The following is a 19,666-nucleotide window of genomic DNA, read 5'->3' on the forward strand; positions in this document are numbered from 1 at the left end:
ATTATCCTAAAATCATTGATTTTGCTTTGGCTATTGCCTCGTCTTTTTTAGATGTGTCTTTTCCTCCGCCTTGTGCAAATTTGGCATCTCCACCTCCAGAACCTCCTAGAATTGAGGCTATCTCCTTGGCAATTTGGCCTGAATTTACGCCTGAATCTGCCCCTGCATACACCATTACACGTACAGTTGGCCCTGATTCAAAAATTCCACAAAATGCTGCTTTGCCATCCTTGGCAACTAGCTTCTTGCCAAAGTTCTGATGGAAATACTCATCGTAACTCTCATCTGATGTAAAGCAAATTTTGTCCTTTACTGTAATGCCATCAAGTTGCCCTGATTGCCCATCTAGAATCTTTTCTAGTAATATTGGAATCTGCTCTCTTGCTTTTTGCTTGTTTTCTTCTCGCTGTTTTTCTAGTTCTTGTTTTGCAGCTTGCTCTTGAGCTTGTCTTTTTGATTCTTCTTCCTGGTCTTTTACATACTGGAATGCAGTTGGTCCTGAGACAAATTCTATGCGAACAACTCCGTCTTGGATTCTTTTTGTCTTTGTAATTTTGATTAACTCAATATCTCCGGTTTTTTTGACATGTGTTCCACCACATGCTTCAATGTCTTTGTCCTCAATGGATACTATTCTTACAGACTTTACTGGAACAACTCCTCCCTGATAAATTCTAAATCCGTACTTTTGTTCTGCAGTTCCTCTATCATAGTAATTGATGCTTACTGGGAGGTTTTGTTTCACCATAGAGTTTGCAGCATCTTCAATCTGTCTTACTTGCTCTTCAGTCAATGAAGAATGATGTGTGATATCCAACCTTGCATGATCATCGTCTTTGAATGCAGAGTGCTGCCAAATCCAAGAACCAAGAACTCCTCTTGATGATGCGTTGATGATGTGAGTACTTGTGTGGTTCTTTGTAATGTTTGCACGTCGAGTCTCATCGACTTTGCATTTTACAGTCTCTCCTTCTTTTGGTACTCCACCTTCAAGCTTGTGAACTATAATGTCTGCATGTTTATCCACATTTACAACTTTGAATCCTGCAATATTTCCATAGTCTGGTTCTTGTCCTCCTCCCCTTGCATAAAATGAAGTTCTATCCAATACAACTTGATCATCAAACACTTTGAGAACCTTGGCCTCAAACTCCATTGGGTCGTCCTTGTAAAACAGAGTCTCAGTTTCAGGCAGTTCCTCTAGTGGAAGTTCTGCAATTGCCTTTTTCTTCTCAGACTGGTGCAAATCAGATAGTTTTGCATAAAATGACGATGGAATCTCAGTTATTGCATCGACTTCTTTGAGATATTCTGGCGTAATCCCGTCTGATTCGTACAGTGTGATGAGTTCATCTACGTTTGGGGTGCCTCTTTCGCGAATCTTTTCAGCCTTTTTCTTCATGTGAACTTTGGATTCCTCGTATCTTGCAGATTCTAGCTTGAGAATCTTCTTGACATCTTCTCTCTTCTCATCAAGCTCAGGATACGTGTCCTTGAGATAGTCAATATGAGTATCAATTAGATCATCAATGTCTAGCTTCAAGTTTAGCTTGCTAATTGTTGCATTGATTCGCCTTAGCATCATTCTGAGATTGTATCCTCCTCCAACATTGCTTGGCAATGCACCGTCAGTTATTGCAAAAATCAATGTCCTCAAATGATCTGCAATCAGATAGATTCCTTCAAGTGGTGTAATCATTTTGTTTAGCTGATCATCTGTAATTCCTGCATTCTTTACTGCAAGACGTCTTACCTGGTTTAGATCATCGAAATGATCAATCTCTTTTGCAATCTCTGTAAAGTATTTTCTCAAAATTTCTGAATCTGAATCAATTCCAACCTTTTCAAACAGTTTGCCATTGATTGGACCAAAGCAGCAGTCATATGCAGTTGGAGTTCCCATTGTAATCCATGCAAACCTCTCAAGGCCTGCTCCCATGTCTATGACTCTCTGATCAAGTGTGGTGTGCTTTCCTAGCTCTCCTTGAAATTCTGTAAACACTGCATTGCCTAATTCTAATCCTCGAACAAAGTATTCTAGTGATGGACCAAAAGAGCCACCACCTGCCCAAACATCTTCTACAAAAACGACTTCTTCTTTTTTGATTCCAAACTGATCAGTTAGCAATCTAAAATCCAAATCAACACATTCATCCTTCCAGTATCCTCCCAAATCAGGAACACTGTGCTGCCCAATCATGCAGAAACTAGAGAAATGTCTTCCTGTAACTCCGACATTTTCTAAATCCTTAAAACGCAAACAAGTCTGTGGGACAACTAGCGGGTTTGCAGGAAACTCAAACACTACTTTGGAACCCATTACTCTTTGAAAGTCAACTACTGATGCGATTGTAAAAAACAAGTCATCTCGCCATCTGCAAACAACAGGATAGCGACTAACTGAAGTGTGATTGTTTTTTACAAAAAACTCTTCGACTTGTTTCCAAGATTGTGTATAATCAAATCTCTTGCTAGTTGGAGGCTCGCCAATGAAAGAATACGTATCTTTCCCATCATCAGGACACAGGTCTCTGTCGGCATTTAGAGTCCAAAAGAATCTGCCACATTTTGCACATGACTTTCTGACAAATCCTTGCTCTTGGAATAATTTTACATTATAGTATTTCTCAGGATCTGCTGAAAATTCTTTTAAAATCTCTTTTTTATCCAACTATCAAGGCTGCTTCAGACCGATATTAAGAATTAGCGCTGAGAAAAATGATCAATTATCTCAACTGCTAACTAGAATGGTTTTTGGTAAAATAATTGTAAATGTAGTGGGGTTAGTCGATACAGAAATAGTTCCGCCGTGCTGTTCTATGATGTTTTTACAACTTGCCAAACCAAGTCCCGTTCCCTTTTGTTTGGTTGTAAATAATGGCTCAAACACATGTTCCAGAGAATCTTTTGGAATGCCTATTCCGGAATCTACAAACTCTAAAACTATCTTGTCTTCTTTTTCGTCTCCTCTAATCTCAATTTCTCCTTTGTCTGGTATTGCCTGAATAGAGTTGATGATGAGATTGACAAACACTGCATCAAGTTTGACTGGATCACACTGTATGTGCATGTCTTTTTCAAATATTGTGATTTTGACATCATCTGGAATCTTGATCTTCTCTATGGCGTCCAGAATAATTTTACGAACTGATGTGTTGGTTGTCTCCAATGGAGATTTTCTGACATAATCTAACACATTTTCTATCTGGTGTGTCATTCTGTCTATGCTTTTGCTCATCAGGTTGATTCTTTTATCTAGTACAGGATCTAGTTTCGTTGTTGTTTGCTTTAGCAAGTCTGTTGTCATTTTTATCACCGATAATGGGTTTCTCAGATCATGTGCAAGACGTGCAGACAATTCACCAATTGCAGATAGTCTTTCGGCCTTGATGAATTCTTGTGATATGTGTTCTAATTCTTTTGTTCTTTGTATTAGATTCTTGTACAGTATTTTATTTAGCAAGAAAATTCCCACAGAAAAAATTATCATCAACATAACTAACACTATGGAAAAATAATCCAAAAAACTGGTATCTGTCTGTGGTGGCTGTAAATACCGTATGCTGAACAAAACTATTGCAACTGTAATGTTGATGATGACCAAAAATATCGAGATTCCATATTTTGTTATATTTTGCGTCTCAGACTGTACAGAATAGTTTGTTTCTTTGTCTGAAACATGCCTAGAATTGTGGATGCTGCGAAGCAACGAGAAAAACCATACTACATAGCTTGTAATCCATAAAACATCAATCAGATGATGGGTGGTATATTGTTCTGTTAGTGTCAAGAACAAAAACAATGTATCTGCAATAACAAATACCAAAACTCCTGCCAGTATCATTATCCAAAATAGATTTTTCCTTCTTTGAATCAAGAACAAGATTGTAATAATTACCGGTATGAGAACTAGTGCATCCAGTGCTGGATAGGCAAGTCCGATTACTGTCTCGATAATCTCGTTGCTATCTGAATTGTATGCGATGATGATAGTTGGGATTAGGGAAACAGCTGAAATTAGACTGGCAAAAAATATGCTTCTTTTTGGTATCTGTTTCTTTAGGGGTTTCAAAAAAATAAACAGTGAGATGAACATGAAAAACGGCGCGATGATGTAAAACACATCTGCCATGGATGGAAACGGTTCTGTCTCTAAAACTTGCTCATAAAAATTCCAAGTCTGTTCTGCTGCAAACCAGCTCACAAATGACAGTGCTAGAAAAACGAGGGATTTTTTTGGAATCTCCTTGATCTGTTCTGCTTTGATTGTAGCCCAGAGCACTACGATGACCAAGCTGCCGGGAATTGCAGTGTATAGAAACAGAGCAATTACATCAAAAATTGAAAATTCTATGGCTGAAAAATAATTTGCTATGTAAAGTGATATGATTGTAAGTAGCGTTGCAACAAAACAAGAAATCCATAGTTTGTCAAATCTTTCCATTTTTTGCTTGTGCATCTTGTCATAGACCCAATTTGCACCTGTTCTTCATAATATAAGATGTTATTGAAAAAATGAAAACAAATTGTATGAAACAATATACGGAAAGAAACCTCAATCAAAGATAAAAAATAAAGACTTCAAGAGATTATTTCTTTTTTGAAGCCTTGGTTGTCTTTTTTGCTGCTGTTTTTTTAGCGGTTGATTTTTTGGCTGTTGATTTTTTAGCTGTTGCCATGAAATTTGTTTAAAACAGTTGGATTTCTACAGGTGAAATTAACAAAATTACACAAAATGAGTACTATTCAGATAACAAATCTTCAAGATAATTTGGAATTAAATGAGCCAACATTTTCATCCTTTTGGTTTTAGGGATGTTACAATGGATATACTTTGCAAGAATTGTGTCTGATTGGGCAGGAATAAATACACTACATGAATCAAATTATTCATGTTTGGAAGAAAACCTACTTTGAAAGAAGGCACTCATATTTTCTCAGTTAAAAAAAACGGTGAATTTAATGACTTTATCTTTGGTATTGTTACTGGTGTTGATGGAAGAAAGGTTGGCATCAACGGAGTGATTGTAAATCCTGTAGGACTGAAAAACAAAATTGCTCAAGGAAAAACCGGTGAGCGCTCAAGAGAAATTCTTGAACACCCTACACCTGACAATGTAGTGTTGGCATTGGTGTATAGAGTTGAACATGAAAACTATGCCGAAGTCTTGGACCTTGACGAAGACAAGTGTGATATTCTTCCTCCAAAAATTTATGCAATGCTAGATGGTTGGATTCGAGAATCATTGCCGGAATTTTTCAATGCTGTTTTGTCCTTGCCAGAAGGTGCAGAAAGAGATGAGGCAAAACGAGTGCTAAGACAAAGAAAGGATACCTTGTCTGATCCAAATCTCAAACGAACAGTATATGCTGTTTGTCGTAGTCTAAAAATCCTGAACTGATTTTTGAATTTCTAGGCGTAAAATATAGTTGATTTCCTTGTTTGTTTACATGGCATTTTGTGCTATGTAAACTGTAAAAGCAATTCCAAATATTATGACTATAATAATTGATATGACTAGTTCTTTTTCCATAACATAAGGTATGAAGATAAGTACTTAGGTGTTTTTCAAATTCTGAAATCCTGTTTCGGGTTCATCTTTGTTCATGTATGCTTTCTTTTTTGCAATTTTTTCTTTGACTTCTGTCATTAGTTTCTCTTTTTCCTTTTGCATTATTTCTGCCATTGTCTTCTCGTCCATAACTCTCCCCATATCTTTTGATTTTAGACTTCTTTATGAATCAATTACTGATCATATTATTTCAAAAAAATGTAACAAACTGAAATTACATCTCCCTAAATAGATTAAATTTCAGATTCTTTTAGGTATGGTTAGTTGCATAGTGGTAGATGATGATCTAGACATTGTCGATCTGTTTTGTGAACTGCTGGAGATATCAAACGTGCAAGTTCTTGCCAAAGGACATGATGGAAAGCAAGCAGTAGAACTATATGAAAAATTCAAACCAGACGTTATCTTTGTTGATTTGTCCATGCCCAAATTTAATGGACAATACGCAATAACAAAAATCCGTAGAATACATCCTGATGCAAAAATTATTCTCTTAACTGGAGATTCTGGAAGTGAATCAGATCTTCGAGAAACTTTGGATGTAGACCATGTTCTTCACAAGCCGTTTAACATGCGTTCAATTCGAGAATTCATCACAGTTGCACTATTGGACAGTGCAGTAAGCAAAAACAAGTAGGAAATAACATGGATGACACTGATGAGATAAAAATGATAGAGTTAGATGTAGAAGAGATCAGAAAAAAGATGATCAAGGCATTAGGAACCGATGAGGAAATAGAATTAAAAAGAAAATACGATATGCTTCAAAAGAGAAAAACCAAACTTTTGAGAAGAAAAAACCGATTCAAATAACCAAAAAATAACAATCAGAAAAACACCAACGAAACGAGCCTAATTTCTCCATAGTTTTATATTATGCCCTAAGAAAATCTCGATACAATGGAATATGTTTACGCTGCTTTACTTCTTCACAAACTAGACAAAGAAGTTAACGAGGCAAACCTCACATCAGTTGTCAAAGCATCTGGTGCTGAAGTTAACGAAGCCCAAGTTAAATCACTAGTTGCAGCCTTGGCAGATGTCAATATCGACGAGGCAGTTAAAGCCGCTCCAGTAGCAGTTGCAGCAGCCGCAGCACCAGCAGCAGATGGCGCAGCAGCAGATGCACCGGCAAAAGAGGAGAAGAAAGAAGAACCTAAAAACGAAGAAGCAGCCATGGAAGGATTGTCTTCCTTATTTGGCTAAGCAACTTTACACTTTTTTCAATTTAATTTTGTTAATCTTATTTACTCCTAGCTCGCAGTTTGTATTGATTGGTTGATTTCTCTTTTCCAATAGATGGTTTCATTAGCATACTTGATTACTTGGGAACTATAGCTTTTGCAGTTACAGGAGCTTCAAAAGCAATAGCACACAAGGCAGATATCTTTGGAATTATTGTTTTAGCTACTGTAGTTGGCGTTGGCGGTGGTGTAACACGTGATGTTATCTTTGGAAGATTTCCAACTGCATTTTCTGATCCAATTTATGTCGGATTAACTGTAACAGTTGGAATTGTAATGTTTTTCTTGTTTACAAAATTCAAAAGACAGATGAGCATATGGCTTGTCTTTGATGCAGTTGGATTGGGAGTGTTTTCAATCTTAGGTGCATCCATTGCATATCATGTAGTTGGATTGGAGTTTCTTCCAATGCTCTTTGGTGGAATGATTACTGCCATTGGAGGTGGAATACTCAGAGACGTGTTTGTTAGAGAGATTCCAATTGTATTTGTAAAAGAAGTGTATGCAGTTGCAAGCATCATTGGAATTGTAATATTTTATGCAATGCTTTCTTCTGGTGTTGACATCCAGGTATCATCAATAGTTGGAATCGCTGCAGGAACTGGAATACGTTTGCTTGCAATGAAGTTTAATTGGAATCTGCCAAAGGTTAGAGAATCTTAAAGTTTGAGTTTTCCTGACTCTAGTGCTTCTTGCACGATATTGATTAATTCCTCAACACTGCATGTTCTAAGCGAGTCAGGCAAGGATTCAGCTTGAAATGACTGAAATTTTCCAATCTTTTTTCGCACCAGCATTTTGACAATCCCTGGCAAGTCGTCGTTGAATTTCTGACTGATGTGGTTTAGAATTTCATCTATCTCTTTTTGATTCATTGTGTTTTGTTACCTGTGATGGTCATAAAGTGTACTAAACTATGAGCAGTTTTGGAAAATTATGCTGGTGTGTAGTCTTTTGCTTGACCTGCAACACCTTTTGCTTGGGCATCTGCTTTTTGTAATATTTGCTCTTTAGTTTCATCTGTCATAAATCCAGATTCTACAGACAAAGAGCGAGCATATCCTGATGCCTTTGCAAGAATTTGTGAGATGTTCTCAGCAGTAACATATGCTGCCTCGATTGATAGTGATACTGCTTCTTGGTGGGCCTGTGCAAATTGGTCTCTGACTTTATCTACATCAATTACCATTTCTGTCTCGGCATATCTTAGGCCGTCTTCTAATGCAGAGTATAGTGAAATTCCAGCTTCTACTGGTTTGATATCTAATTTACCTAAGATTGATGCTAATTTTTCATTGATTGCTTCTCCTTTCTTTACTGGGGTGCTGTCTTTTGCAATCCAGATTGTACCTTGATCAATTTTTGTTGGAATGCCAGCTTCTTTGAATTCAGTAAGCATTGGACCTGGTGCAATACCTGTGTTTTTGGCAGGAACTACAATGTCAATACTTGCAATGTCTCCACCTCTTGCTGCCATCATGATTTTGTTTTTGGCAAGTAGTACGTTTAGCTTGAATGGTGACATGTCAGTAAATATGAACATGATTTGTCCTTTCAAATCAGAAATGATGTCTTTGATTCCTGGAATATCTAGTGTCTCTAGTGCTTTTGCTGCAACCTTATCTTTGACACAGACAAATTCTACTTGGCCTTTCAATGTTTTTCTTAATGGTAAGATTTGAGTGGAACGTACCTTTCTCATTTGAATGATTGATACAACTTTGTATTTTTTTGGAAGCTCTAATAGCTGTTGATACATCTGGGATTTTCTTTTAGGATAAGTGGTTCTATTCTCATGCATATTTCTTCTTAACCTCTTGTGCTTGTTTGATTGGTTTTCCCATTGTAGTCTTTACCAAAATCTTTTTCATGTTCTTCTCGCCGTTTGGCAATTTCTTTTCAATTGCGTTAAGGACTGCATGTGCGTTAATTGCTAAATCTGCATCCTCCATTGTTACATCTCCAATTTTAGCTGAAATGGATAGTGATGCTCTTGTTCTTACTTTGATACAAGATCTAAATCTTTCCAAGAATGCTTCAATTGATGCATCAAAAGGAACAGGTGTTGGCATTTTTCCTCTTGGACCTAAAAGTTGACCCAATGTTTTACCGACAGTTGGCATGATTTTTGTATCTGCCAAAAAGAAATCATATTTGTTTATGAATTTTCTAGATTCTCTTTTGTTAGTTCCAAATTTATCTAGTTCTTCAGTTCCAATTACAGAATCTGCATTTGCAGCTTTTGCTTTTTGGCTCATGTCACCTGTTGCAATAATGCAAACAGTTGCTGGAGAACTTGTCTTTGGAAGCTGAACAACTTCGTTAATTGCAAATCCTTTCTTTACATCAATATCTTTGAAAGTTACGATTAATTCCACAGATTGTTTGAATTTCCTCTCTTTGGTAGCAGCTTTTGCCTCTTTTACCAAATCGACGAGCTGACTCTCTGTGATCATAACGAACAATTTTCTAGAAAGCCTACTTAAAATCGTTTAGAGATTTGGGTTTTAGACCAATCAATTATTTTAAAAAATTACATATTTTCAGTAAAATTCTTAAAAATACAGCTAAAAACATGCTGAAAACCTACATATATTAAATCAGAACCAGATTTTTCTAGTACGTTGCACCGTTTTGATGAGTTAGATATGAAATTACTTTATGAATTAACCACAGACGGCTCAATTTCTGTCCCTACCTTATCCAAAAAGCTTGGAATTAACGCATCAGTGTTGTACAGTAGAATCAAACGATTGATGAAAAAGAAACTCATCAAGAAATTCACAATTGAGATTGACGATTCCCTGTTGGGAATAGGAGTCAAGGCATCTGTGGGAATTAATCGAGATCCAAAGTTCAAGGATTCCATTCACAAAAAATTCATGGAGACTGCCGAAGTCGTCTCAATCTCTGAGGTTACTGGCAGATTTGATATAATGATAAAGGTATATGCCAAGAATCTTGAGGCCCTACATTCAGTAGTAATTGAGAAGATTGGTAAAATTGAGGGCATTCAAAATACTGAGACTTTTGTAGAGTTACAAAAAACTGACAAAGAACCTGTTTATCTAATCCAATAATCTATTTTATGTCTGCAAAGAAAAATTTTCCAGACTGGGATTCCTTTTACAAAGAAACTGATGTCAAAGAGATGCCTTGGTACGAGCAAAATCTTGATGCAGATTTGGCTGATCAAATCAATTCTATGAATCTAAAAGAAGGAAAATTTCTAGATCTTGGTACGGGACCTGGAACACAGGCAATTGAACTGGCAAAGCTAGGTTTTGAATCCATAGGTGCTGATATTTCAAAACATGCAATTAGCAAAGCCCAAGAACTTTCAAGTGCTGCGACTTTTCTAGTGGATGATATTCTAAACTCCTCGTTTGCAGATGATGAGTTTGATTTTATTTTGGATAGGGGATGTTTTCATGTGTTTGAGCCATCACTACGAGAAAAATATCTGAATCAAATAAAGAGAATTCTAAGATATGATGGAATTTTGTTTCTTAAGGTGATGAGCAAAGAAGAAAAAACCTTGCCTGGTGAGGAAGGTCCTTACAAATTCTCAGAACAAGATGTCCTTGATGCATTTGAAAAAGATTTTCAGATATTATCCATTAAACCAACTGTTTACTATGGGACTATGAATCCCCCACCTAAAGCAATATTTGCAACAATCAAGCAAAAGAGCTAAAATCTCTATTGAAATTTCTCATCCCATTTGCCTTCGTTAACTTCGGCAGTAATTTCTTTTGGGGTTTTTCCTTCAACTTTGACACCTAGTGCAAGACATGTTCCGATGATTGTCTTTGCAACTGATTTTAATGAACTAGCATAAGATTTCTCTAGTTTTGTATTTGCAACTTTGATGACTGCATCCATGGTGACATCTCCTGCCCATTCAGTACCCGATGCACCTGAGCCTTTTTGAATTCCAGCTTCTTTCATGATAAGAGCAGCAGCTGATGGGATACCGATTTCAATTTCATATTTTTTTGTATCAGAATCAACAATTACTGTAACTGGAACTTTCATTCCTTCAAAGTCTTTGGTCTTTTCATTAATTGAGTTGATTACTTCCATGATGTTCACTCCGAGTGGACCTAATGCTGGACCCAAAGGTGGACCTGCTGATGCTGCTCCGCCTGTTACAAGTGATGAAATTTTTTGTTCTCCCATGTTAAATCAAATCCTAATTGAAAATTTAATCCTTCCTAAGCCTCACTGGACAGCTTTAGGTAGTTTGCGTCTACTGTGACTGGTAGTTGGTATGATGCGTCTAACAAAACTACAGTTGCTTCTTCTTTTTCAGCATCAATTCTTGTAATTGTTGCCTTCATTCCTTTGAATGGACCACCTGTGATCTCTACAATGTTATCTACTGCTAATTGTGAAACTGTTGATTTCTTGATGAGATATCCTTCGATATCTTTGAATTCTAATTCTCCTCTTAGTTGACCTCGAATGTGTCTGACTCCTTCTACTGCCATGTATGCATCGCTAGGATTGATTGCTTCTATTACGACATATCCTTTCAAATTGTCTACTAGTAAAACTGATTGAATGTTAATCTGGTTTGCATTAGCTTTTGCTTCTAGTAACCGCATTACCACTTTCTCCTGACCTCCTGTGGTTCTGATTGCAAACAAGTGTGATTTAATTTCCTCTGACAATGTTATCTACCAAACGTAATCACCGAAAAGACAAACTGAATTGTAAAACCAATTGCTCCTACTCCTGCTATTCCTAACAAAACTAGTCTAAGGTGTTGTTGATACTCATCCTTGTCTGGTTTCTTGGCCATTTTCATGGTATTGGCCATGTTTTTCAAAGTCTGCCTAGGGTTCATTGCTGGAAATTAATAAGGTGTCCTTATATCTCTTATCTCATGGAACTACTAGTTGCGTATCAAGATGACCCTGCAGGTCACAATATGGCAAAATATCTTTCAAAAGAAATGACTTTGGACGGCGATGTTTTTCGTGGAGAATTTTATGATCTACTAATTATCCAAACTCCTGCAATTTCTGCTGATTGGTTGGCAGACAAGTATGATTATGACGGATTTGTTTTTCTCTCAAAGCATGCAGCCGAATCCGGAGTGCTAGCTTTGACTTGTCACAGTACGGGAAATTTCTCTGCTGCAAAGTTTGGTGGCAACGACAGACAGGTTGCAATTCCAAAACCAGACTTTCAAAAAAGTTATCTTCAAACTTTAAAGAAGAACCAATCACAATTCTCTGACTTTCAAATAACTATAGAGGCAACTCATCACGGACCGACTGCGTTGCCAAAACCCTCTATCTTTGTAGAGATTGGAACTACTGAAAAGCAGTGGACTGATGAATCATTGTGTAATTCAGTAGCTGCACTAGTCCACAAAGTAATGTCACAACCTGTTGAAAAGCATCCAGTAGCAATTTGTTTTGGCGGAACCCACTATCCTTCAAAATTCACTGATGAATTGCTTGATGGAAAATATGCTCTTGGAACCGTAATACCAAAACATGCTTTAGATGATCTTGATGAGAAATTATTTTCGCATATTCTTGAGCAAAACAGTATGGCAACAGCTGCTCTTTTGGATTGGCGAGGCCTTGGCTCTAACAAACAAAAAGTACTTGATCTTTTAGAATCAACTAAGCTTGAGGTAATCAAACTTTGAATCTTGAGCAAAAGATTTACAAAAAATTGCTAGAGGTACCCAAAGGACAAATCACAACTTATGGTGAGTTGGCAAAAGCAGTTGGACTAAAAAATGGCCAAAGAGCTGTTGGAAAAATAATGAACAAAAACCCATACCCTGTCATCATTCCGTGTCACAGAGTTGTAATGTCTACTGGAAAAATTGGCGGATATGCATACGGGGAGCATGTGAAAACTAAGATGTTAAATGATGAAGGAATTCAAATTCAAAACGGCAAAATTGTGGAACTAGAAAATAAAATTTATCGATTCTAATCTTTTCTCTTTTCTTTAATCTCATCCATCAAAAGTCTGAGGTGTGCTTTGTTTCTAACTGTGTTTCCTCCGACTTTTTTGTAGAGTGCCCAGAATTCTGGATTGGTCAAATCCTTTCTGTCTTTTGCAATTTTCAATAGTCGTCTCAATGAACGAACCTTTGCAACATAGACTTCCTTTTTACCTACTCTAGCTCCCTTTCGTCCTTGTTTGGAACCTTGAGTTGTACCTCTCTTGTTTTTCTGAGCTTTCTTTTCATGTGCTCTTCCCTTTGAGGTACCGGTAAATGATTTGATTTTGATTGTGTTTGCTGTAATTAGACTGCGAATGTTTTCTCTTGTAATTGCATCTGCAATATCATCCAAGTGGTCTGTGTCAAATCTAATTCTGTGAACTCCTACACCAGTAACTCTGGCGGCGAGTCTTTTCTTAGCTTTAAGATTTACTACCACTTGCACTCACTCTCGCATTGAAAATTTTGAATTTCTGTTCAATTGCTTTAACGATAATCTCTTTTCTCTTCTTGGTTCCAACACTGTGTCCAAATCTAATTCCGTCTTTCTTTGGGTCTAGCTTCTCCAAGTCATTCAAATTGTAAACTAAGTTATCTGTAAATCCTGATGGGTGTAATCCTCTTGCGTCTTTAGGTCCTCCATATCCAACTTTGACTAGACCTGGACGTCCTCTGCTCTTTTGTTTTCTTTGGTGATGATCAATACCTTTTGGTTTTCTCCAATTGGTTTGTAGTCTAACATAACGCCAACTTTCTGGTCTTACAAAGTCTGGCTTGTTCTCTTTTGCCTCTTCTCTCTTTGCAAGTAGATCCTTGTTGATCGTCATGAAATTGAGTCTTGAATTTTGGAATAAATACGTTCCTAGACCAAAAATCATTCTCTATAAGAAAAAGATAATAAGGAAACTCTGGGCGGATCGAATATCTCATGAACCAGCCTGGGATTGAACACACCATTTTTGGAGGCATAATCCTCTGACCCAAGTACTTGGTACTGCAGCTACTGAGAAATTTTCCTCCCAACTAACTGCATTTGGAATCAATCCATCCAAAGTCCACAGAAATTTGGGCGTAGATGACATGGTCAAATTGGCAGTTGAGAGAAAGGAGGGAGTAGTAAACTCAACAGGCTCACTTTCAGTAAATACCGGAAAATATACTGGCAGATCCCCTGATGATAGATTTATCGTATATGATGATAAGACCCACGATACCATTGACTGGGGAAAAATAAACCACCAATTCCCAAGTGGAAAATTTGAAAAACTATTTGAAAAGATGAAAAAATTTGTCGATGACAAGGAACTCTTTGTTTTTGATGGTTTTGTAGGAGCTGATCCTGAAACCCGTTTACCAATCAGAGTAATCAATGATCATGTTTGGCAAAGCATGTTCTCAAGTAATTTGTTTATCAAACCAACAAGTGATGAACTAGAAAAACACGAACCTGAGTTTACAATTTTGTGTATCAATGATTTCCTAGCAGATCCTGAAGTTGATGGAACTAGAACTGATGTCTTCATTTTGATTGATTTGACAAGAAAGATAGTCTTGATTGGCGGAACAGAATATGCCGGAGAGATGAAAAAATCAATGTTTGGAGTAATGAATTTCTTATTGCCAGACCGCGGAATTTTCCCAATGCACTGCTCTGCAAATATTGGCGAAAAAGGAGACACTGCATTGTTCTTTGGTTTGTCTGGTACTGGAAAAACAACCTTGTCTGCAGACCCTAACAGAAAATTAATTGGAGACGATGAACATGGTTGGTCTGATAATGGCACGTTTAATTTTGAAGGTGGCTGTTATGCAAAATGTATCAACCTAAGCCAAGAAGCAGAACCTGAGATTTGGAATGCAATCAAACCTGGTGCTCTTTTAGAAAATGTTGTGTTAAATGACAATGTTCCTGATTATGATGATAATACATTAACTGAGAATACTCGTGTTGGATATCCTTTGGAGTTTATTCCAGGTGCAGTGATTCCAAGTGTCGGCGGACATCCACGTGTTATTGTATTTTTGACTGCAGATGCTCTAGGGGTGTTACCTCCTGTTTCAAGACTTACCAAAGAAGGTGCAATGTATCATTTCATGTCTGGATATACCAGCAAGTTGGCAGGAACTGAAAGAGGAATCAAAGAGCCAAAATCTGTGTTTTCTCAGTGTTTTGGTGCTCCATTCATGCCTAGACCGGCCTCTGTTTACGCAAAACTTCTTGGTGAAAAAACTAACCAGCACAATACCGTAGTTTACTTGGTAAACACTGGATGGTCTGGAGGACCATATGGTGTAGGCAAAAGAATCAAGATAAAATACAGCCGTGCAATGGTTACAGCAGCTCTTTCTGGTGCCCTTGATATTGTAAAGTATAGACATGATGATTTGTTTAATCTTGACATTCCTACAGAAGTAGAAGGCGTTCCTTCAGAAATCTTGGATCCTAAAAACACATGGATTGACAAAGACTCGTATGATCTTTCTGCAAAAAAACTAGCTCAGATGTTCGTTGAGAACTTTAAGAAATTTGAAAATGTCTCACCTGAAATAGTTGATGCAGGACCAAAGATTTCACAGTAAACTATTTTCTTTTAATCCATCCAAAAATTGCAATTCCAATTACAATAACAGTGATCATGCCAATTTGTTTTTCTGGGACTAGAATGTCAATTCTGCTAGGACTCTCGTTTATTGTATTGATTTGAATTATGTTAAATGCATCAGACGTGTTGCCGTTGACTCTGATTTTGGCATCAATCCAGTATTCAGAGTTTTCAAAAACTTCCATGGATGCGTTTTTGTCTGGAGTTGCAGTTGTAGTTTTAGAGATTCCGTCTTTGCTGTTTGTAACTAGAATTTTTGCAAACGTCCATTCTTCTGGATGATAAATATCAAAGTAGAGTTTGTTGTTTTGTTGATTTACTGAAATTGAACCCTGTGTATAATGTAGCAAGAACGGAATTGTGTATCTTGTATCTTCATGTTTGATGATTATTTTTCCTTCATGTTCTCCAAACTTTTCTTCATTCATGTTTATTTTGATAATCAATGTATTTCCCTCAAGAACATGTGCAAACCCGATGAATTCTGGCCCTTCATACTCTATCTCTAAATTATCCAAAGTGCCATCAAGCAATTTTAAATCCAGTTTTTGCTCTGCAATCGTTTTATCTGTAGAGACATTGGCTACAAAATTTGGAGGCATGATGATCAGTTTTGCACCAAATGCATTTCCAATGTCCAGTCTGCCAGAACCTGCTTCGTGAATCGAAAATTCCTGATTATATGCATCAGAAACTGGCTCTGCTGTAGTCAGCAGCAGGGATTTTATCTCGTGATGGTGAAGTTCGGGGTTCTTTTGTAGCAGTAATGCCGCTGCTCCGCTTACGTGAGGGGCAGCATAACTAGTTCCGCTGGTAAAATTGTATCCTGCATTGTTTTGTGTGGTGTTGATGTATGCCCCAGGAGCAACAATTTCTGGTTTTATGTAAAATGGAGACACTGGCCCTCTTGAGCTAAAGTGTGCAACAAAGTCTGGATTGTAAAATAATTGTAAAATGCCTTCACTTGATTCTGTGATTGACTCTTTGATCTCTAGTCCCTCTTCTCTGTCCATTGAAACTACTGGAATCTGCGGTGTGTATCCTGGTTCAATAAACTCATGAATTAATTCTCCAAGAAAAATTCCCGGCTTGTCATTGTAAACAATTAATGCTTTAGCTCCTGCGCTTGCAGCATTTTTTTCTTTGATTGAAAAATACAGCAAGTCCCCCTTTACATCGCTGCCTCGCTCAACAATCACAATTGCATCTCTTACATCCACTTTTTCAAAGTCTTCAGTTTTCCCATAACCTGCAAAAATTATTTTTTCAACAATTGGTTCATCTAGTTTTGATGAACCTACCATGGGAATGACAGTGTATGATTTTTCATCTATCTCTAATGTTGCAACCAAGCTTGAAGTTAGATTGTTATATGTTGCACCAACTGTAACTGAACCAAAATTTCTTCCAGGACTTCCGATTGTTTCAAGACTTGGCCCGTCATTTCCAGCTGCAGTTACTACAAAGATTTCTTTTTCCAGTGCAAGATTTACTGCACGTTCAATCTTTGCATTGGTTTTGTTTACTCCCAAACTAATGTTGATAATGTCTGCACCGTCTTCAATTGCCTTTTCAATTGCTTTTGTGATTAGTTCTGATGATACTCCTTCGCCGTCTTCAGAAACTTTGTAAGCTAAAATTTTTGCCTTTGGTGCTATGCCTGTTATTTCTCCATCAGCTGCAATTACTCCTGCAACTTGGGTTCCATGTCCATTTGTGTCTAGAGGTGGCTGATCTTTTCGTATGAAATTGTATCCTCCCACGACTTTGCCGTCCTCACCCCATCCGAAAAGATCTGGATGGTTATAGTCAACTCCTGTATCTATTACTGCGACTTTGATTCCAGAACCGTCAATTCCTTCTGATTTTGGAATGTCTGTTCCGATAAACGGGCCGCTTCTTTGAAGATAAGTCTGAAGCTCGTCTTGTGTTTCTAAAGGATAAGACAAAATAAAAATTCCAAAAATTGCTATTGACAAGGAGAAAATTACTATTGATTTCACAAGTTCTCTAACAGTTTTTACAAGTAAAAATGAATTGCTTACTAAACCAATAAATGGAATAAATCATCTAAGTTGCATATGGGAAAATACACTCTTCCTGAAATGCCATATGCTTATGATGCATTAGAACCTCACATTGACGCAAGAACTATGGAGATTCATCACACAAAGCATCATCAAACATATACCGACAAACTAAATGCAGCCCTTGAGACATGTCCATCTGAAATTCAAGACAAAGATATCATCGACATTTTGTCTGATATCAATTCTGTCCCAGAGGACAAAAGAGGTGCAATTAATTTCAACGGTGGTGGTTATGATAACCATAGGTTATTTTGGAATAACATGAAACCAAACGGAGGCGGAGAACCTGGAGGATCTATTGCTGATGCAATTAACGATTCATTTGGAAGCTTTTCTGACTTCAAAGAGAAATTTTCATCCACTACAGCTGTAATTCAAGGCAGTGGTTGGGGATGGTTAGTATACAATCCTTCTTCTGGAAAGGTTGAATACAAATCAATGCCAAACCAAACAAGTCCAAGAACTGAAGGACTGGTACCTTTACTCGGCTGTGATGTATGGGAGCATGCATACTATCTCAACTACCAAAACAAGAGACCTGTCTATATTGAGGCATGGTGGAATGTTGTAAACTGGGATGAGGTAGAATCTAGATTCTCAAAAGCAAAATAAAGTTAAATCTTTATTTTTTTTCTATTCTTTCTGTTTTGATTTGCAATTCCATGAATGAATTTATAACCATCTGAAAGATGTTTGTTGTACATGAGTGAAGAACAGGCCGAACAATTAATGCAACAGATGCAAATGCTTGAAACTTACTATTCTGATTTAGCCCAAAGAGAATCTACTTTTGTAAGTATTTTGAGAGAGGCAACAGCTTCTATCGAATCGATAAAATCCCTTGGCCAAAACCCTGAATCTGAAACTCTAGTTCCAATTGGAATGGGTACATTTGTTCCCACAAAAATTTCATCTAGCTCCAAAATTGTCATGAACATCGGCGCAGGAGTTGCAGTTGAAAAAGATTTTCCTTCAGCAATTAATTATCTAGAAGCAAGAATTAAAGAAGTTGAAATTGCTCTGCAAGATACTGCAGCAAAGAAACAAGATGCAGCATCAAGATTAGAACAAGGAAAGGCACAGATGAATCAAATGATGCAGTCTATGCAAAATCCACAACCTCCAGCTTCAGGATAAACCATGTTTGATAAACTTCGTAGTGCATTCTCAAATGCTGCGAAAAGTCTGGGTGAAAAAGAACTTAATGAAAAAGACATTGAAGATATTCTTTTTGAGTTAGAAATCTCTCTTTTGGAATCTGATGTTGCTACAGAAGTAATTGATTCTGTAAAGTCTGACCTTAAAGAAAAACTGATTGGCTCAAAGGTGGATAAACATGAAATTGAAAAATTTGTCAAGGACAGCTTGATCTCTAGTATCTCCTCTTTGTTTGATGCTGCCGGAAAGTATGATCTTTTAGAAAAAATTAATGAGAAAAAGAATCAAGGTCAGCCATTTTTGATTTTGTTTGTCGGAATTAACGGAACTGGAAAGACTACTTCGTTAGCTAAAGTTGCACACATGTTAAAGGAAGCAAAATATTCTGTTGTCATTGCAGCTGCTGATACATTTAGAGCTGGTGCAATTGAGCAGCTACGCGAACATGCTAATCGTCTTAATCTAAAACTTGTCGCACAAAATTACAACTCTGATCCAGCTGCTGTTGCTCGAGACGCTGTGTTGTATGCAAAGTCTCACAAAACTGATTGTGTTCTAATTGATACTGCAGGAAGAATGCAAACAAGTGAAAACTTGATGCAGCAAATTGCCAAAATTACCAAAGTAGTAAATCCTGACATGAAAATTTTTGTCGGTGATTCGTTAGCAGGAAATGACACTGTCAATCAGGCAAGAGAGTTCTATGAACATGTAAAATTTGATGGTTCAATTTTAACAAAGAGTGACGCTGATGCACGAGGAGGTGCAGCATTGTCTATTGTCAAAGTCACATCCACTCCTGTACTCTATGTAGGTGTAGGTCAAGAATATCCTGATCTCAAACCTTTTGATAAAGAACTATTTCTAGAAACTGTTTTTGGTTCTCTTGATGGTGTTGAAATTTCAAAATCTGAACCAACACCAGAACCAGAACCAACACCAGAACCTGAACCAACACCAGAACCTGAACCAACACCAGAACCAACACCAGAACCAACACCAGAACCAACACCAGAACCAA

Annotated in this window: 26 protein-coding genes; 13 read left to right on the forward strand and 13 right to left on the reverse strand. The window is 37.3% G+C overall.

Going from position 1 to position 19,666, the window contains the following annotated elements:
• Position 1: 1 nt before the first annotated feature.
• Together alaS and K5781_RS03655 are read right to left on the reverse strand one after the other, a co-directional pair.
• Positions 2 to 2,671, reverse strand: coding sequence for an alanine--tRNA ligase (gene alaS, locus K5781_RS03650; protein ID WP_297440812.1), 2,670 nt, complete (start codon positions 2,669 to 2,671; stop codon positions 2 to 4).
• A 60-nt stretch (positions 2,672 to 2,731) separates the two neighbouring features.
• Positions 2,732 to 4,459 carry an ATP-binding protein gene (locus K5781_RS03655; RefSeq protein ID WP_297440814.1) on the reverse strand — a complete coding sequence of 576 codons (1,728 nt, stop codon included), beginning with the start codon at positions 4,457 to 4,459 and terminating at the stop codon, positions 2,732 to 2,734.
• A 433-nt stretch (positions 4,460 to 4,892) separates the two neighbouring features.
• Here K5781_RS03655 and K5781_RS03660 point away from each other — a divergent pair, with 433 nt between their 5' ends.
• Positions 4,893 to 5,402: a hypothetical protein gene (locus K5781_RS03660; RefSeq protein WP_297440816.1), complete on the forward strand. Its 510-nt coding sequence runs from the start codon at positions 4,893 to 4,895 to the stop codon at positions 5,400 to 5,402.
• A 156-nt stretch (positions 5,403 to 5,558) separates the two neighbouring features.
• Here K5781_RS03660 and K5781_RS03665 read toward each other — a convergent pair whose 3' ends face one another.
• Entirely contained in the window at positions 5,559 to 5,687 is a 129-nt protein-coding gene (locus K5781_RS03665; protein WP_297440818.1) for a hypothetical protein, read from the reverse strand.
• A 142-nt stretch (positions 5,688 to 5,829) separates the two neighbouring features.
• Here K5781_RS03665 and K5781_RS03670 point away from each other — a divergent pair, with 142 nt between their 5' ends.
• From K5781_RS03670 to K5781_RS03685, 4 genes are all read left to right on the forward strand, one after another.
• Positions 5,830 to 6,210, forward strand: coding sequence for a response regulator (locus K5781_RS03670; RefSeq protein WP_297440820.1), 381 nt, complete (start codon positions 5,830 to 5,832; stop codon positions 6,208 to 6,210).
• Between the two features lie 8 nt (positions 6,211 to 6,218).
• Positions 6,219 to 6,386 carry a hypothetical protein gene (locus K5781_RS03675; protein WP_297440822.1) on the forward strand — a complete coding sequence of 56 codons (168 nt, stop codon included), beginning with the start codon at positions 6,219 to 6,221 and terminating at the stop codon, positions 6,384 to 6,386.
• Between the two features lie 87 nt (positions 6,387 to 6,473).
• On the forward strand, positions 6,474 to 6,779 hold the full coding sequence (gene rpl12p / locus K5781_RS03680) for a 50S ribosomal protein P1 (protein WP_297440824.1): 306 nt from the start codon (positions 6,474 to 6,476) through the stop codon (positions 6,777 to 6,779).
• Between the two features lie 68 nt (positions 6,780 to 6,847).
• Positions 6,848 to 7,480, forward strand: coding sequence for a trimeric intracellular cation channel family protein (locus tag K5781_RS03685; RefSeq protein WP_297440827.1), 633 nt, complete (start codon positions 6,848 to 6,850; stop codon positions 7,478 to 7,480).
• Here the strand turns inward: K5781_RS03685 and K5781_RS03690 are convergent.
• Genes K5781_RS03690 through K5781_RS03700 form a run of 3 tightly spaced genes read right to left on the reverse strand, consistent with a single transcriptional unit; the run spans position 7,477 to position 9,273 of the window.
• Positions 7,477 to 7,692 (reverse strand): hypothetical protein, encoded by a 216-nt coding sequence (locus K5781_RS03690; protein ID WP_297440829.1) that lies wholly within the window; start codon positions 7,690 to 7,692, stop codon positions 7,477 to 7,479. The two genes, K5781_RS03685 and K5781_RS03690, sit on opposite strands and share 4 nt — an antisense overlap.
• 59 nt (positions 7,693 to 7,751) lie before the next feature.
• Positions 7,752 to 8,618, reverse strand: coding sequence for a 50S ribosomal protein L10 (locus K5781_RS03695; RefSeq protein WP_297440831.1), 867 nt, complete (start codon positions 8,616 to 8,618; stop codon positions 7,752 to 7,754).
• Entirely contained in the window at positions 8,611 to 9,273 is a 663-nt protein-coding gene (locus tag K5781_RS03700; RefSeq protein WP_297440833.1) for a 50S ribosomal protein L1, read from the reverse strand. The genes K5781_RS03695 and K5781_RS03700 overlap by 8 nt, the downstream gene beginning before the upstream one ends.
• Positions 9,274 to 9,465: 192 nt before the next feature.
• On the opposite strand from K5781_RS03700, the gene K5781_RS03705 reads away from it, so the two are divergent.
• A complete protein-coding gene (locus tag K5781_RS03705) occupies positions 9,466 to 9,897 on the forward strand; it encodes an Lrp/AsnC family transcriptional regulator (protein ID WP_297440881.1) in 432 nt (143 codons plus the stop codon).
• A gap of 8 nt (positions 9,898 to 9,905) precedes the next feature.
• Positions 9,906 to 10,514: a class I SAM-dependent methyltransferase gene (locus K5781_RS03710; RefSeq protein WP_297440835.1), complete on the forward strand. Its 609-nt coding sequence runs from the start codon at positions 9,906 to 9,908 to the stop codon at positions 10,512 to 10,514.
• A gap of 5 nt (positions 10,515 to 10,519) precedes the next feature.
• Here K5781_RS03710 and K5781_RS03715 read toward each other — a convergent pair whose 3' ends face one another.
• Genes K5781_RS03715 through K5781_RS03725 form a run of 3 tightly spaced genes read right to left on the reverse strand, consistent with a single transcriptional unit; the run spans position 10,520 to position 11,669 of the window.
• Positions 10,520 to 10,999, reverse strand: a complete 480-nt coding sequence (locus K5781_RS03715; RefSeq protein ID WP_297440837.1) for a 50S ribosomal protein L11 — start codon at positions 10,997 to 10,999, stop codon at positions 10,520 to 10,522.
• A gap of 35 nt (positions 11,000 to 11,034) precedes the next feature.
• A complete protein-coding gene (locus K5781_RS03720; protein ID WP_297440839.1) occupies positions 11,035 to 11,493 on the reverse strand; it encodes a transcription elongation factor Spt5 in 459 nt (152 codons plus the stop codon).
• 2 nt (positions 11,494 to 11,495) lie between these two features.
• A complete protein-coding gene (locus K5781_RS03725; RefSeq protein ID WP_297440841.1) occupies positions 11,496 to 11,669 on the reverse strand; it encodes a protein translocase SEC61 complex subunit gamma in 174 nt (57 codons plus the stop codon).
• A gap of 39 nt (positions 11,670 to 11,708) precedes the next feature.
• Between K5781_RS03725 and K5781_RS03730 the strand changes: the two genes are divergently transcribed.
• Together K5781_RS03730 and K5781_RS03735 are read left to right on the forward strand one after the other, a co-directional pair.
• The gene (locus K5781_RS03730) at positions 11,709 to 12,485 is read left to right on the forward strand and encodes a D-aminoacyl-tRNA deacylase (protein WP_297440843.1); all 777 of its coding nucleotides are present in this window, start codon (positions 11,709 to 11,711) and stop codon (positions 12,483 to 12,485) included.
• Positions 12,482 to 12,781: an MGMT family protein gene (locus K5781_RS03735; RefSeq protein ID WP_297440845.1), complete on the forward strand. Its 300-nt coding sequence runs from the start codon at positions 12,482 to 12,484 to the stop codon at positions 12,779 to 12,781. Before K5781_RS03730 ends, K5781_RS03735 begins: the two co-directional genes overlap by 4 nt.
• Here K5781_RS03735 and K5781_RS03740 read toward each other — a convergent pair.
• From K5781_RS03740 to K5781_RS03750, 3 genes are all read right to left on the reverse strand, one after another.
• On the reverse strand, positions 12,778 to 13,233 hold the full coding sequence (locus K5781_RS03740) for a 50S ribosomal protein L19e (RefSeq protein WP_297440847.1): 456 nt from the start codon (positions 13,231 to 13,233) through the stop codon (positions 12,778 to 12,780). The genes K5781_RS03735 and K5781_RS03740 overlap by 4 nt on opposite strands.
• Entirely contained in the window at positions 13,217 to 13,621 is a 405-nt protein-coding gene (locus K5781_RS03745; protein WP_297440849.1) for a 50S ribosomal protein L32e, read from the reverse strand. Before K5781_RS03745 ends, K5781_RS03740 begins: the two co-directional genes overlap by 17 nt.
• A 99-nt stretch (positions 13,622 to 13,720) precedes the next feature.
• Positions 13,721 to 13,876 carry a hypothetical protein gene (locus tag K5781_RS03750; RefSeq protein ID WP_297440851.1) on the reverse strand — a complete coding sequence of 52 codons (156 nt, stop codon included), beginning with the start codon at positions 13,874 to 13,876 and terminating at the stop codon, positions 13,721 to 13,723.
• Between K5781_RS03750 and pckA the strand changes: the two genes are divergently transcribed.
• Entirely contained in the window at positions 13,860 to 15,374 is a 1,515-nt protein-coding gene (pckA, locus tag K5781_RS03755; protein WP_297440853.1) for a phosphoenolpyruvate carboxykinase (ATP), read from the forward strand. The two genes, K5781_RS03750 and pckA, sit on opposite strands and share 17 nt — an antisense overlap.
• A 1-nt stretch (position 15,375) precedes the next feature.
• On the opposite strand, the gene K5781_RS03760 is transcribed toward pckA, so the two are convergent.
• Positions 15,376 to 17,400 carry a S8 family serine peptidase gene (locus K5781_RS03760; RefSeq protein WP_297440855.1) on the reverse strand — a complete coding sequence of 675 codons (2,025 nt, stop codon included), beginning with the start codon at positions 17,398 to 17,400 and terminating at the stop codon, positions 15,376 to 15,378.
• 78 nt (positions 17,401 to 17,478) lie between these two features.
• Between K5781_RS03760 and K5781_RS03765 the strand changes: the two genes are divergently transcribed.
• The 3 genes from K5781_RS03765 to ftsY form a co-directional block, all read left to right on the forward strand.
• Positions 17,479 to 18,099, forward strand: coding sequence for a superoxide dismutase (locus K5781_RS03765; RefSeq protein WP_297440857.1), 621 nt, complete (start codon positions 17,479 to 17,481; stop codon positions 18,097 to 18,099).
• Between the two features lie 90 nt (positions 18,100 to 18,189).
• Positions 18,190 to 18,624 carry a prefoldin subunit alpha gene (gene pfdA / locus K5781_RS03770; RefSeq protein ID WP_297440858.1) on the forward strand — a complete coding sequence of 145 codons (435 nt, stop codon included), beginning with the start codon at positions 18,190 to 18,192 and terminating at the stop codon, positions 18,622 to 18,624.
• 3 nt (positions 18,625 to 18,627) lie between these two features.
• Positions 18,628 to 19,666, forward strand: a 1,039-nt coding sequence (gene ftsY / locus K5781_RS03775) for a signal recognition particle-docking protein FtsY (protein WP_297440861.1), incomplete at its 3' end; no start/stop codon positions are given.

The organism is Nitrosopumilus sp. (assembly GCF_025699255.1).
Classification (GTDB): Archaea; Thermoproteota; Nitrososphaeria; order Nitrososphaerales; family Nitrosopumilaceae; genus Nitrosopumilus.